This is a genomic window from Frankia sp. CcWB3 (assembly GCF_977927595.1).
On sequence record NZ_CDWRCK010000044.1, the window covers coordinates 7,313 to 20,695 of the forward strand.

General features: G+C 70.2%; 10 protein-coding genes and 1 pseudogene. 10 read left to right on the forward strand and 1 reads right to left on the reverse strand.

Annotation, left to right across the window (positions count from 1 at the left end; translation table 11 throughout):
* The 10 genes from ACY5KJ_RS05730 to ACY5KJ_RS05775 form a co-directional block, all read left to right on the forward strand.
* The coding region (locus ACY5KJ_RS05730; RefSeq protein WP_462202931.1) for an NADH-ubiquinone oxidoreductase-F iron-sulfur binding region domain-containing protein at window positions 1–499 on the forward strand (499 nt) is incomplete at its 5' end.
* Window positions 500–504: 5 nt separating this feature from the next.
* The gene (locus ACY5KJ_RS05735; RefSeq protein ID WP_462202932.1) at window positions 505–3,030 is read left to right on the forward strand and encodes an NADH-quinone oxidoreductase subunit G; all 2,526 of its coding nucleotides are present in this window, start codon (window positions 505–507) and stop codon (window positions 3,028–3,030) included.
* On the forward strand, window positions 3,027–4,376 hold the full coding sequence (gene nuoH / locus ACY5KJ_RS05740) for an NADH-quinone oxidoreductase subunit NuoH (RefSeq protein WP_462202933.1): 1,350 nt from the start codon (window positions 3,027–3,029) through the stop codon (window positions 4,374–4,376). The genes ACY5KJ_RS05735 and nuoH overlap by 4 nt, the downstream gene beginning before the upstream one ends.
* 3 nt (window positions 4,377–4,379) lie before the next feature.
* Window positions 4,380–5,033, forward strand: coding sequence for an NADH-quinone oxidoreductase subunit NuoI (nuoI, locus tag ACY5KJ_RS05745; RefSeq protein WP_462185659.1), 654 nt, complete (start codon window positions 4,380–4,382; stop codon window positions 5,031–5,033).
* Complete coding sequence (locus tag ACY5KJ_RS05750; protein WP_462185660.1) at window positions 5,030–5,836, forward strand: NADH-quinone oxidoreductase subunit J; 807 nt, start codon at window positions 5,030–5,032, stop codon at window positions 5,834–5,836. The genes nuoI and ACY5KJ_RS05750 overlap by 4 nt, the downstream gene beginning before the upstream one ends.
* On the forward strand, window positions 5,833–6,132 hold the full coding sequence (nuoK, locus tag ACY5KJ_RS05755) for an NADH-quinone oxidoreductase subunit NuoK (RefSeq protein WP_462185661.1): 300 nt from the start codon (window positions 5,833–5,835) through the stop codon (window positions 6,130–6,132). The genes ACY5KJ_RS05750 and nuoK overlap by 4 nt, the downstream gene beginning before the upstream one ends.
* A 190-nt stretch (window positions 6,133–6,322) precedes the next feature.
* Window positions 6,323–8,308, forward strand: coding sequence for an NADH-quinone oxidoreductase subunit L (nuoL, locus tag ACY5KJ_RS05760; protein WP_462185662.1), 1,986 nt, complete (start codon window positions 6,323–6,325; stop codon window positions 8,306–8,308).
* A 1-nt stretch (window position 8,309) separates the two neighbouring features.
* Window positions 8,310–9,950 carry an NADH-quinone oxidoreductase subunit M gene (locus tag ACY5KJ_RS05765; protein WP_462185663.1) on the forward strand — a complete coding sequence of 547 codons (1,641 nt, stop codon included), beginning with the start codon at window positions 8,310–8,312 and terminating at the stop codon, window positions 9,948–9,950.
* Window positions 9,951–9,991: 41 nt separating this feature from the next.
* Window positions 9,992–11,527, forward strand: a complete 1,536-nt coding sequence (nuoN, locus tag ACY5KJ_RS05770) for an NADH-quinone oxidoreductase subunit NuoN (RefSeq protein WP_462202935.1) — start codon at window positions 9,992–9,994, stop codon at window positions 11,525–11,527.
* Between the two features lie 7 nt (window positions 11,528–11,534).
* Entirely contained in the window at window positions 11,535–12,551 is a 1,017-nt protein-coding gene (locus tag ACY5KJ_RS05775) for a polyprenyl synthetase family protein (RefSeq protein ID WP_462202934.1), read from the forward strand.
* Window positions 12,552–12,636: 85 nt separating this feature from the next.
* On the opposite strand, the pseudogene ACY5KJ_RS05780 reads toward ACY5KJ_RS05775, so the two are convergent.
* Window positions 12,637–13,383: pseudogene (locus ACY5KJ_RS05780) on the reverse strand (hypothetical protein); the annotation flags it as partial.

The following is a 13,383-nucleotide window of genomic DNA, read 5'->3' on the forward strand; positions in this document are numbered from 1 at the left end:
GGCGTGGACCCCGGGCGGGTCGTCCACCCCGATGCTGACCGCCGAGCACCTCGACGCGCCGCTCGACTTCGAGGGCATGCAGGAGGCCGGGTCGCTGCTCGGCACGGCCGCACTCATGATTATGGATGACACGGTCGACATGCTCAAGGTCGTCCGCCGGCTCACCCAGTTCTACGCGCACGAGTCGTGCGGCAAGTGCACTCCGTGCCGCGAGGGCACCACCTGGATGGTGCAGATCCTGTCCCGGATGGAACGGGGCCAGGGCGACGCCGAGGACGTGGACACCCTCGTCGACGCCTGCGACAACATCTTCGGCCGGGCGTTCTGCGCGCTGGCCGACGGGGCCACCTCCCCGATCGTCTCGGGGATCAAGTACTTCCGGGACGAGTTCATCCCGGTGAGTGCGGTGACCACGAAGCCGAACCCCACCCCGGGAGACGCCACGGCCGGCGACGGCTCGCCCGCGTCCGCCCCGGGTGCCTACGCGGGAGCGCACTGACCATCATGACCGTCGCCCCATCCAGGCCTCGCGCCTCAGAGCCGGCCCAGCCGGTCGCATCCGACCTCATCACCCTCACCATCGACGGGCTGTCGGTGAGCGTGCCCAAGGGCACCCTCATCATCCGCGCGGCTGAGCTGCTCGGCATCGAGATCCCGCGGTTCTGCGACCATCCGCTCCTCGACCCCGTCGGAGCCTGCCGGCAGTGCATCGTCGAGGTGGAGGGCCAGCGCAAGCCGGTCGCCTCCTGCACCACGACGGTGGCCGCCGACATGGTTGTGAAGACCCAGCTAACCTCGCCGGTCGCCCGCAAGGCCCAGGCCGGCACGCTCGAGTTCCTGCTCCTCAACCATCCGCTTGACTGCCCGATCTGCGACAAGGGCGGCGAGTGCCCGCTGCAGAACCAGTCGATGGCGAACGGCGGTACGGTCTCCCGGTTCAAGGAGACCAAGCGGGTGTACCCGAAGCCGCTGGCGATCTCCACCGAGATCCTGCTGGACCGGGAGCGCTGCGTGCTGTGCGCCCGCTGCACCCGGTTCTCCGCCCAGATCGCCGGTGACCCGTTTATCGAGCTGTTCGAGCGAGGCGCCGCCGAGCAGGTCGCGGTGAGCGAGGGGCAGCCGTTTTCCTCCTACTTCTCCGGCAACACCGTGCAGATCTGCCCGGTGGGGGCATTGACCAGCGCCGCCTACCGTTTCCGGGCCCGGCCCTTCGACCTGGTCTCCACGCCCACGGCGTGCGAGCACTGCGCGTCGGGATGCTCCCTGCGCACCGACCACCGCCGGGGCAGGGTGACCCGTCGCCTCGCCGGCGACGACCCGGCGGTGAACGAGGAGTGGAACTGCGACAAGGGCCGGTTCGCCTTCACCTACGCGCGCGCGGCCGACCGGCTCACCACCCCGCTGATCCGCGACGACGAGACCGGGCAGCTCGTCCCGGCCTCCTGGAGCGAGGCGCTCGAGTACGCCGCGCGGGGACTGGCCGAGTGCCGGGACCGGCGCGGGGTCGGAGTGCTCACCGGCGGGCGGCTGACCCGTGAGGACGCCTACGCCTACGCGAAGTTCACCCGGGTGGCGCTGGCCAGCAACGACGTGGACTTCCGGGCCCGGCCGCACTCCGCCGAGGAGGAGCAGTTCCTCGGGTATGCTGTCGCCGGCACCGGCATCGGCGTCACCTACGCCGATCTCGAGGCCGCCCCGGCCGTGCTCCTGGTGGCCTTCGAGCCGGAGGAGGAGTCGCCCATCGTCTTCCTGCGACTACGTAAGGCCGTGGACAAGCACGGCGCGGCCGTGCACGCGCTCGCACCCCTGGCGAGCCGGGGGCTGACCAAGCTCGCCGGCACCCTCGTGCCGACGCGGCCCGGCGAGGAGGCGGCCGTCCTCGACGTGCTCGCCGCCCCCGACCGGGGCGGGCCGGAAGCACCGACCACGCAGGCCCTGCGGGCGCCGGGGGCGGTGATCCTGGTGGGCGAGCGGGCCGCGGAGTTCCCCGGGGCGCTGTCCGCGGCTGTCCGGCTGGCCGAGGCGACCGGTGCCTCGCTCGCCTGGGTTCCGCGGCGGGCCGGTGACCGCGGCGCGGTCTCGGCCGGGCTGCTTCCCTCGCTGCTGCCCGGCGGCCGCCCGGTCACCGACGCCGCCGGGCGCGCCGAGGTCGAGGAGGTCTGGGGGGGTCCGCTGCCCGGCGCGCCCGGCCGCGACACCGACGGCATCCTGGCCGCCGCCGCGGCCGGGCGGCTCGACGGGGTGATCGTGGCCGGGGTCGACGCGGAGGACCTGCCGAATCCGGCGAGTGCGCTCGCGGCGCTCGCCCGGATGCCGTTCTGCGTCTCGATCGAGCTGCGCCGGTCGTCGATCGCCGAGGTCGCGGACGTGGTGCTGCCCATCGCCCCGGCGGCGGAGAAGGCCGGCTCGTTCGTCGACTGGGAGGGCCGGCTGCGACCGTTCCAGCGGGCCCTGGACACCCCGGCCCTGCCGGACGTCCGGGTGCTGCACCTGCTCGCCGCCGAGATGGGCCTCGACCTCGGCTTGCCCGACGCCGGCGCGGCCGCCCGCGAGCTGCGCGCCCTGGGCCGGGCCGGCGACGGTGTGAGCCGGGTGCCCGCCCCGTCGGAGCCGATCGCCGAGCCGCCCGTCGCGGGGGTGGGTGAGGCGGTGCTCGCGACCTGGCACCAGCTCGTCGACGACGGCGCCCTGCAGGCCGATGAGCCCTACCTGGCGGGCACCGCGCGCCCGGCGGTGGCCCGCCTGTCCGCCGCGACCGCCGCCGAGATCGGCGCCGTGGCCGGGGGGCGGGCCACCGTCACGACCCCCCGCGGCTCGATCACCCTGCCCGTCGAGGTCACGGCGATGCCCGACCGGGTGGTCTGGGTGCCGACCCACTCGCCGGGCTCGCACGTGCGCCGGACGCTTGCCGGGCACGCCGGGGTCCTCGTCCGGGTGGGCGCCGCCGGGACGAGCACCCCCGCCGAGGACGATCCCCCTGCCGGGGACGACACTCCCGCCGGGGACGACACTCCCGGAGGCCGCGCATGAGCGCCACCCCGCCCACGCTCGTCTGGGCCGCGGCCGCGGATCCGGACCTGCACGCGTTCGCCGACGACCCGTTCTGGCTGATCCTGCTCAAGGCCGTCGCGGTGTTCGCCTTCCTGCTGCTGATGACGCTGTTCGCGATCGTGTTCGAGCGCAAGGTCGTCGCGAAGATGCAGCAGCGGGTCGGCCCGAACCGCCACGGCCCGAGGGGCTGGCTGCAGAGCCTCGCCGACGGCGCCAAGCTGATGCTCAAGGAAGACCTCATCCCGGTACTCGCCGACAAGCCGATCTTCATCCTGGCGCCGATCGTCTCCGCGGTGCCCGCGTTCCTCGCCTTCGCGGTGATCCCCTTCGGTCCGGAGGTCTCGATCCTCGGGGAGCGGACCACGCTGCAACTGGCGGACCTGCCGGTGAGCGTGCTCTACCTGCTGGCGGCCGCCTCCCTCGGTGTCTACGGGCTCATCCTGTCGGGCTGGTCGAGCGGGTCCACCTACCCGCTGCTCGGCTCGCTGCGTTCGGCCGCGCAGATCATCTCCTACGAGGTCGCGATGGGGCTCGCGTTCGTCGCGGTGTTTATCTACGCCGGCACGCTGTCGACCTCCGGCATCGTGGCGAGCCAGTCGGGTCGCTGGTACATCGTGCTGGTGCCGTCGTTCGTCCTGTACTGCATCTCGATGGTCGGCGAGACGAACCGGACCCCCTTCGACCTCCCCGAGGCCGAGGGCGAACTGGTCGGCGGGTTCCACACCGAGTACAGCTCCATCAAGTTCGCGTTCTTCTTCCTGGCCGAGTACATCAACATGGTCACCGTCTCGGCGATCGCGACGACCTTGTTCCTCGGGGGCTGGCAGCCTCCGCCCATCCCCGGCCTGTCCGGTCTGAACTCCGGCTGGATTCCGCTGATCTGGTTCGTCCTCAAGCTGCTGGCGTTCCTGTTCTTCTTCATCTGGCTGCGCGGGACGCTGCCGCGGCTGCGGTACGACCAGTTCATGAGCTTCGGCTGGAAGGTGCTCATCCCGGTTGGTCTGGTCTGGGTGCTGGCCGTCGCGACCTTCCGCGTCTACCAGAAGCACGTGGACGACCGCACGCCCTGGCTCGTCGGGTTCGGCGTGGTCGTCGGCATCCTGCTGATCGTCGCGCTCATTGATCCCGGCGGCGCGAGGCACCAGCGGGAGCTGGAGGAGGCCGAGCAGCGCAAGTTGGCCGAGGCGCCGAGCCTCGACCGCATCCCGTGGCCGCCCCCACCGCCGGCCGGTGGACGGGGCCGTCCGGCGGTGTCCGCCGGTGCCTCGGCCAACGGGTCGTCCACTGTCATCCCCGCGGACCCCGGTCCGCGTCAGGAGCGTTGAGTCATGGGGATCCTCGACCCGTACAAGGGGTTCGGCGTCACCTTCGGGACGATGTTCAAGAAGCCGACGACCGAGCAGTACCCGGAGGAAAAAAAGGAGACCGCCCCGCGTTTCCATGGCCGTCACCAGCTCAACCGGCATCCCGACGGCCTGGAGAAGTGCGTCGGGTGCGAGCTGTGCGCCTGGGCGTGCCCGGCCGATGCGATCTATGTCGAGGGCGCGGACAACACCGAGGCTGAGCGGTACTCCCCGGGCGAGCGGTACGGCCGCGTCTACCAGATCAACTACCTGCGGTGCATCCTGTGCGGGCTGTGCATCGAGGCCTGCCCCACCCGGGCGCTGACGATGTCCAACGACTACGAGCTCGCCGACGACAGCCGACAGGATCTGATCTTCACCAAGGAACAGCTGCTCGCTCCGCTGCGCGAGGGCATGGAGGCGCCGCCGCATCCGATGCGGCTTGGCTCCAGCGAGACCGACTACTACACCCGCGACCCCGATGCCCCGCGGCCCTGGCAGGCCGCGGGGCAGGAGCAGGCCGCGGGGCAGGCCGCGGAGCGGGAGGCAGCAGACGTCATCGCCCGGCGGACGGCGGGCGAGCACTCCCGGGCGGACGAGGTTCCCGCCCACGGCGCCGGTTCGGAGCGACCACGATGAACCACGAGATCCTCGCCGCCGCGGCGGGGGACATCACCAGCACCTCCACCGGTGAGGCCGCGACCTTCTGGATCCTCGCCCCGGTCGCGGTGCTGGCCGCACTCGGCATGGTGATGGTCCGCAGCGTCGTGCACTCGGCGCTGCTGCTGGTGGCCAACCTGTTCTGCGTCGCGGTGTTCTACCTGATCCAGGAGGCACCGTTCCTCGGGTTCGTGCAGATCATCGTCTACGCGGGCGCGATCATGGTGTTGTTCCTGTTCGTGCTGATGCTCGTCGGGGTCGACTCGTCCGACTCGCTGGTGGAGACCATCCGCGGTCAGCGCCTCGGCGCGATCGTCTTCGGCCTCGGCTTCGCGGGCCTGCTGGCCTTCCCGATCGGTTCGGCGATCGACGGCGGGAGCGCCACGGGCTTGTCCGAGGCGAACACCGGCGGCAACGTCCAGGCGATCGGCCGCCTGCTGTTCACCGACTATGTCTTCGTCTTCGAGGCGATCTCGGCGCTGCTTGTCGTCGCCGCGATCGGCACGATGATCCTCGGCCACCGGGAACGCGAAGGCGGCCGGATCAGCCAGCGGGAGTGGATGCGGCGGCGCTTCACCGAGGGCCGTCAGGTCACCCCGCTGCCCGGGCCGGGGGTCTTCGCCCGGCATGACTCCGCCGACACGCTCGGGCTGTTGCCGGGCGGCGGGCGCGCTTCGGGCATCGGGGGCATCCCCGAGACGCCCGGCGAGCCGGGCGGCGGCATCTCCCGGGACGCGAACGGCTCGGCGCCCATCGGCGCCGGTAAGGGGGACGGTCGATGAACCCCGCGAACTACCTGATCCTCTCCGCGCTACTGTTCACCATCGGCACGGTCGGGGTCCTCGTCCGGCGCAACGCGATCGTCGTGTTCATGTCGGTGGAGCTCATGCTCAACGCCGCGAACCTGACCCTGGTCACGTTCTCCCGCATTCACGGGACCCTCGACGGGCAGATCATGGCCTTCTTCGTCATGGTCGTCGCCGCGGCCGAGGTCGTCATCGGCCTGGCCATCATCCTCAGCATCTTCCGAACCCGTCACTCGGCGTCGGTGGATGACGTGAACCTGCTGAAGTACTAGATCCCAGCCAAGCACGAGTACGAGCGCGAGCACCAGATCTTGACCAGCATTCCCACCGCGGACCGGGTCGGGTGGACTCTCCGGTCCGCTCCCGCCGCCGGAACGCGGCTGCGACCGGCCGTCGGCCACGGAAGAACGGACGACACTGCAGTGACGCATTATCGCCAATGGCATCCGCGGCGGAGTCGCGATGAACGCTGACCCGCTTCTGCTCGCCGCCGCCGAACATGGCGGCAGCAAGATCCATTATGCGGCCGCGTCGGGGGTCTTCTCGCTGACCTGGCTGCTCATCGCGCTTCCGTTGGCCGGAGCCGCGGTGCTGTTGCTCGGCGGCCGGCGGACCGACGGGTTCGGGCATCTGCTCGGCACACTGACCTCCGCCGCCAGCTTCGTGATCGGTCTGGTGCTGTTCGCCGGCCTGCTCGACCGCCCCGGTGACGACCGGGCGCTGTCCCAGCAGCTGTACTCCTGGATTCCGGTCAACGGTTTCCAGGTGGACGTCGGTCTGCTGGTCGACCAGCTTTCGGTCGTCTTTGTGCTGCTGATCACCGGGGTCGGGACACTGATCCACATCTACTCGATCGGCTACATGGCGCACGACCCGGCCCGGCGGAAGTTCTTCGCCTACATGAACCTCTTCCTGGCGTCGATGCTGCTGCTCGTCCTGGGCGACAACTTCCTGTCGCTCTACGCCGGCTGGGAGCTGGTCGGGCTGTCGTCCTTCCTGCTCATCAAGTTCTGGGAGTACAAGCCGGCCGCCGCCACCGCGGCGAACAAGGCCTTCTACATGAACCGGGTCGGGGACGTCGGGCTGGTGCTCGCGATCATGTTCATGTTCGCCACCGTCGGGTCGACGAGCTACGCCGACGTGTTCGGCTCGGCCGCCGCGGGCGTCATCGGTTACGGCACGATCACCGCGATCGCGCTGCTGCTCCTGCTCGGCGCGTGCGGCAAGTCCGGTCAGTTCCCACTGCAGGCCTGGCTGCCGGACGCCATGGAGGGCCCGACCCCGATCTCCGCGCTCATCCATGCGGCAACCATGGTCACCGCCGGGGTCTACCTCATCGTGCGGGCCGGGCCGATCTTCAACGAGACGCAGGCCGCTCGCACCGTCGTAGTGATCATCGGGGCGGTCACGATCCTGATTGGCTGCGTCATCGGCTGCGCCTACGACGACATCAAGAAGGTGCTGGCCTACTCGACGGTCAGCCAGATCGGGTACATGTTCCTCGCGGTGGGGCTGGGACCGGCCGGCTACGCGATCGGCATCATGCACCTGCTCGCCCACGGCTTCTTCAAGGCCGGCCTGTTCCTCGGATCCGGCTCGGTGATCCACGCGATGCACGACGACCAGGACATGCGCCACTACGGTGGGCTCTGGCGGTACATGCCCATCACCTGGGTGACCTTCGGTTTTGGCTACCTGGCGATCATCGGGTTCCCCGGGTTCTCCGGCTTCTTCACCAAGGACCGGATCATCGAGACCGCCTTCGACAAGGGTGGGACATCGGGATACCTGCTCGGCTCGATCGCGCTGCTGGGCGCGGGCATCACCGCCTTCTACATGTCCCGGCTGTTCCTGATGACCTTCCACGGCAGGCCGCGCTGGACGACGGAGGGCGAGCACGCCCGGCATCCGCACGAGTCCCCGGTGTCGATGACCGGGCCGATGATCGTGTTGGCCGTCGGCTCGGTCCTCGCCGGTGGCCTGTTCGTCCTCGGCCACTCGTTGCAGGACTGGCTCGAACCGGTCGCCGGGACGCACGTCGAGGGCGTCCACACCTTCTCGCCGCTCGTCCTCACCCTGCTCACACTGGTGGTCACCGTCGGCGGCTTCGCCGGCGCCTATGTGCGCTACCAGCTGCGCCCGGTCGAGGCGACGGCCCCGCCGGACTCCAAGGTCACCCTGGTCACCGTCGCCGCCCGTCACGACCTGTTCGCGAACACCTTCAACGAGACCGTCGCGATGCGGCCTGGCCAGTACCTGACCCGTTTCCTGGTCTGGCTGGACCTCGTCGGCGTCGACGGGCTCGTGCGGAGCAGCGCCGCCGCCATCGGCGGCCTGTCGGGGCGGATGCGCCGCCTCCAGACCGGCTTCGTCCGGTCCTACGCTCTGTCAATGTTGGGAGGTGCCGTCCTCGTGGTCGGCGCGCTGTTGCTGGTGAGGGCGGGCTGACATGCACACAGTCCCCTGGTTGACGATCATGTTGATCGTCCCGGTCGCGGGTGCGATGATCGTCGCCGCTCTGCCCCGCCGGCTGTCGACCCTCGCCAAGCAGCTCACCCTCGGGCTCTCGCTGGCGGTCCTGGTGCTCGCGGTCCTTGCGACTGCTGCCTACGACCCGAACAAGGCCGGCTTCCAGTTCGGCCAGTCCTACGACTGGATCAAAACCTTCGGCATCTCCTACTCGGTGGGAGCTGACGGCATCTCGCTGGTGCTGATCCTGCTGGCCGCGCTGCTGGTGCCGGTCGTGGTCCTGGCGTCCTGGGACGAGGCAGACGCGGATGGCGGGACGACCGGCGCGACGGATCCGACCGGCGCGGCCGCCGTCGGGGCGGACGGCTCCGGGCCCGGAGCCGGGACGCGGAGCAGGCGGTCGGTCCCGGCGTTCTTCGCGCTGTTGCTGGCGCTGGAGGCCGGGATGATCGGCGTGTTCGCCGCCACCGACGTCTTCCTCTTCTACGTCTTCTTCGAGGCGATGCTCATCCCGATGTACTTCCTCATCGGGAGCTACGGCCCGGTCAGGGAGCAAGCGCAGCGCTCCTACGCGGCGGTCAAGTTCCTGCTCTACAGCCTCTTCGGTGGCCTGCTGATGCTCGCCGCCGTGATCGGGCTGTACGTCGTCTCCGCCGACAACCTCGGCAGCGGAACCTTCGACTTCGCCACCCTGCGGCAGATGGACATCACCCCCGAGGTGCAGAAGCTGCTGTTCCTCGGCTTCTTCCTGGCGTTCGCCATCAAGGCCCCGCTGTTCCCGTTCCACACCTGGCTGCCCGACGCCGGCGCGCAGTCGCCCACCGGCGGCGCGGTGCTGCTGGTCGGGGTGCTGGACAAGGTGGGCACGTTCGGACTGATCCGGTACTGCATCCCGCTGTTCCCCGACGCGGCCGACTACTTCGCCCCGCTGGTGCTGGGGCTGGCGGTGACCGGCATCTTCTACGGCGCCCTGCTCGCCATCGGGCAGCGGGACATGAAACGGCTGGTCGCCTACACCTCGCTGGCCCACTTCGGCTTCATCGCGCTGGGCACCTTCGCCTTCACTTCTCAGGCGGGCAGCGGTGCGGTGCTCTACATGGTCAACCACGGCCTGTCCACCGGCCTGCTTTTCATGGTCGTGGGCTTCCTGGTGGCGCGCCGCGGCACCCGTGACGTCGGCGCTTACGGTGGTCTGGCCAGGGTGACGCCGGTGCTCGCCGGGGTGTTCCTCGTCGCCGGACTGTCGTCGTTGGCGTTGCCCGGGACGAACAGCTTCGTCAGCGAGTTCCTGGTGCTGATGGGGACGTTCACCCGGAACAAGCCGCTGGCGATCGTCGCGACCACCGGCATCGTGCTGGCCGCGATCTACATCCTGTACCTCTACCAGCGGACGATGACCGGGCCGGTGGTGCACGAGGAGAACAAGGTCCTGGTCGACCTCAGCCTGCGCGAGAAGCTCGTCGTCGCCCCGATGGTCGCGCTCATCGTCGCGCTCGGGGTCTACCCCAAGCCGCTGCTCGACATCATCACGCCGACGGTGACGGCGACCTATGCCGATATCGGCAAGTCTGACCCGGCTCCGACGCACTCGGTGACCGCGGAGTCCGGAGGCCACTCGTGAGCGCCACACCCGACCTTCTCCTGGCGCAGGAATCGAACCCGATGATCACGCCGCCGTCGATCGAGTACTCCTCGCTCAGCCCGATCCTGATCGTGTTCGGGGTCGCGCTCGTCGGGGTGCTCGTCGACGCCTTCGCCACGAAGCGGGCCCGGCGGACCTTCCAGCCGATCCTGGCGGGTGCGGGCTTCGTCGCCGCGCTCGTGGCCGTGGCGGTGCTGCATGGCCGGCAGGCCATCCTCGCCTCCGGTGCGCTGGCGATCGACGCGCCGACCCTGTTCATGCAGGGCACGATCCTGGTCTTCGCCCTGCTGTCGGTGCTGCTGGTGGCCGAACGCCAGCTTGACTCGTCCGGCGGGGCGATCGTGGCCTCGGCCGCGATCACTCCAGGCTCGAAGGGATCGACGGCGCAGCAGACCTCGGCAGACGTGCAGACCGAGGCGTATCCGCTGATGGTCTTCTCGGTCACCGGGATGATGCTCTTCGTCGCATCGAACAACCTGCTGGTGATGTTCGTGGCGCTGGAGATCCTCTCGCTGCCGCTGTACCTGCTGGCCGGGCTCGCCCGGCGCCGCCGGCTGCTGTCGCAGGAAGCGGCGATGAAGTACTTCCTGCTCGGGGCGTTCTCCTCGGCCTTCTTCCTCTACGGCGTCGCGTTTGCCTACGGATTTGCCGGCAGCGTGGAGTTCGGGGCGATCGCGGACGCGGTCGGCAACGCCGGTGTGAACGACACCTACCTCTATCTGTCGTTCGCGCTGCTGGCGGTGGGTCTGTTCTTCAAGATCGGCGCCGCGCCGTTCCACTCCTGGACGCCGGACGTCTATCAGGGCTCGCCGACGCCGGTTACCGCGTTCATGGCGGCGGGGACGAAGGTCGCCGCGTTCGGCGCCCTGCTGCGGGTCTTCTACGTCGCCTTCGGGGGGCTGCGCTGGGACTGGCGACCAATCCTGTGGACGATCGCCATCCTCACCATGGTGGTCGGCGCGGTGCTTGCCCTGACCCAGCGCGACATCAAGCGCATGCTGGCCTACTCTGCGATCGCGCACGCCGGGTTCCTGCTGGTGGGCCTCGCCGGCACCAACACCGACGGCCTGCGCGGCTCGATGTTCTACCTGGTGACCTACGGCTTCACGACGATCGCCGCCTTCGCCGTGGTCTCCCTGGTCCGTACCGGCGACGGCGAGGCCGGCGACCTGTCCCAGTGGCGGGGGCTCGGCAGGACCTCGCCCCTGCTGGCCGGGACGTTCTCGTTCCTGCTGCTCGCGCTCGCGGGGATCCCGTTGACGAGCGGGTTCACCGGGAAGTTCGCGGTGTTCCAGGCCGCGATCGCCGGGGACGCCACCCCGCTGGTAGTCGTTGCACTGGTGTGCAGCGCCATTGCCGCCTTCTTCTACGTGCGGGTCATTGTGCTGATGTTCTTCTCCGAGCCGCTCGCCGAGGGTCCGGTGGTGGTGACCCGCCCGACGTTGACTTTCGCCGCGGTCGCCATCGGCACTGTGGCTACTCTTGTACTGGGAGTAGCGCCACAGCCACTCCTGGACCTCGCGACGACCGCCGCGACGTCCGGCTTCGTACGCTGACGGTGGTATGAGCGCTATCGGGCTGGACGTCGTGGGGATCAGGACCGATCCTGATCTGGAAAAGGCCGTGCGGATGGGTCTTGTCCGGGTGGAGGATCTGCTGCGCGAGTCGGTGCGCAGCGAATCCGCCTTCGTGACCGAGACCTCCCGCCATCTCGTCGACGCGGGGGGGAAACGTTTCCGTCCGATCGTCGTGCTGCTGGCGGCGCAGTTCGCCGATCCCGAGGCCGACGGGGTGGTGCCGGCGGCGGTGGCGATCGAACTCACCCATCTGTCGACGCTGTACCACGACGACGTGATGGACGAGGCGCCGCGGCGGCGGGGAGCGGCCTCTGCGAACACGCGGTGGACGAACACGGTCGCCATCCTCACCGGGGACTACCTGTTCGCCCGCGCCTCCGACATCACCGCGGACCTCGGCCCGGAGGCGACCCGCATCCTCGCCCGGACGATCGCGACCCTGTGCGAGGGGCAGATCCGGGAGACCGTGGGCCCGGCGCCCGGGCAGGACCCGGTCGAGCACTATCTGCGGGTCATCACGGACAAGACCGCCTCGCTGATCGCGACCTCGGGTCGGCTCGGTGCCATGCTGGCGGGCGCTGACCCGATCACCGTCGACACCCTCGCGACCTTCGGGGAGCTTTTCGGGGTGGCTTTCCAGTTGTCCGACGACATCATCGATGTTGCCTCGGACCCGGTGGACTCGGGCAAGACGCCCGGCACGGATCTGCGGGAGGGGATCCCGACCCTGCCGGTGCTCTACGCGCTGCAGGCCGATGACCGGGCGGCGGGACGGCTCCGGGAGCTCATCACCACCGGATTCGCCCCCGGCGACGGGAACACGGAGGACCCGGTGGGCGAGGCTCTCGATCTGCTGCGCAGCCACGTGGGCATGGCCCGGGCCCGGGCGGAACTCGTCTCCTGGTCGAGCCGGGCGCGGGAATGCCTCGCGCCGTTGCCGGACAATCCGGCGAAGACCGCCCTGGAGTCCCTCGCCGACTTCGTGGTCGACCGCACCGGCTGAGCGCGGCGCGGGACCGCCCGGTCCCGGAAACAAGGTGACCTGGCCGAATCTGGTGAGACCCGGCCAGGTCGGAGGGCGTCCTGGGTCAGTGCCCCGACGTGACCGCCGTCGTGGCGGTGGTTCCGGCCGGGTCGGCGTGGCCCTTCGTGGCACCGGCCTGCATACCGAAGAATGTCTCGAGCAGCGGAGTGACGTCGATCGGCGTCGGATGGAACGGCAGGGAGCCACCGGCCGAAGTCGGCGTCGGGCTCGTGGAGGGGGTCGGGTCGCCCCACGGCCACGAGTCGGTCGGCGACGGCGATGTCGTGGCCGCGCCGGCGGTGCCCGTCGGACTGGGCGCGATGGTACGCAGGTCGGTGGGGCTCGTGTTGGGTGAGCTGAGCTCGTCCCGCGGCGTCAGTGGCACGATCGGGATCGGCGAGGTGCCGGGGCTCAGGTACGCCTCGCCGGTGGCGTGGGAGGAACCTGATCGCCCGGACGGACTACCCGGGTGGGCGGTCAGGCCGGACTGGCTCGTGCTCGGCGCCAGCAGCGCCTGGGGCGGAGTGGGCAAGGTGGCCTGCGGACGGTCGCGGGAGGCCTGCGTCTGCGAGGAGCCGAAGGCGGCCCCGCCTGTGTACTGGACCCGAGGCACCTCGCCGCCGTTCGGGCCGGTCGTGGCGCCCGTCGGATCGCCGCCCAGGGCTACGCCGGCGACCAGCGCGGACAGCCCGGCGAGCGAGACGGTTCCCGCCGCGGCGAGCCGCACCCGCCCGCTGCCCCGCCGACTGGCCGGTGCCCGGTGCGCGCCGGGCACCGGCCGGGGCTCTCGGCGGGCGGGCTCGCCGGATGA

Coding starts and splice junctions, on each gene's coding strand:
- ACY5KJ_RS05775 (WP_462202934.1), top strand. CDS start 11,535: ATGAGCGCTATCGGGCTGGACGTCGTGGGGATCAGGACCGATCCTGAT.
- nuoK (WP_462185661.1), top strand. CDS start 5,833: ATGAACCCCGCGAACTACCTGATCCTCTCCGCGCTACTGTTCACCATC.
- nuoH (WP_462202933.1), top strand. CDS start 3,027: ATGAGCGCCACCCCGCCCACGCTCGTCTGGGCCGCGGCCGCGGATCCG.
- nuoL (WP_462185662.1), top strand. CDS start 6,323: ATGAACGCTGACCCGCTTCTGCTCGCCGCCGCCGAACATGGCGGCAGC.
- nuoI (WP_462185659.1), top strand. CDS start 4,380: ATGGGGATCCTCGACCCGTACAAGGGGTTCGGCGTCACCTTCGGGACG.
- ACY5KJ_RS05750 (WP_462185660.1), top strand. CDS start 5,030: ATGAACCACGAGATCCTCGCCGCCGCGGCGGGGGACATCACCAGCACC.
- ACY5KJ_RS05735 (WP_462202932.1), top strand. CDS start 505: ATGACCGTCGCCCCATCCAGGCCTCGCGCCTCAGAGCCGGCCCAGCCG.
- ACY5KJ_RS05765 (WP_462185663.1), top strand. CDS start 8,310: ATGCACACAGTCCCCTGGTTGACGATCATGTTGATCGTCCCGGTCGCG.
- nuoN (WP_462202935.1), top strand. CDS start 9,992: ATGATCACGCCGCCGTCGATCGAGTACTCCTCGCTCAGCCCGATCCTG.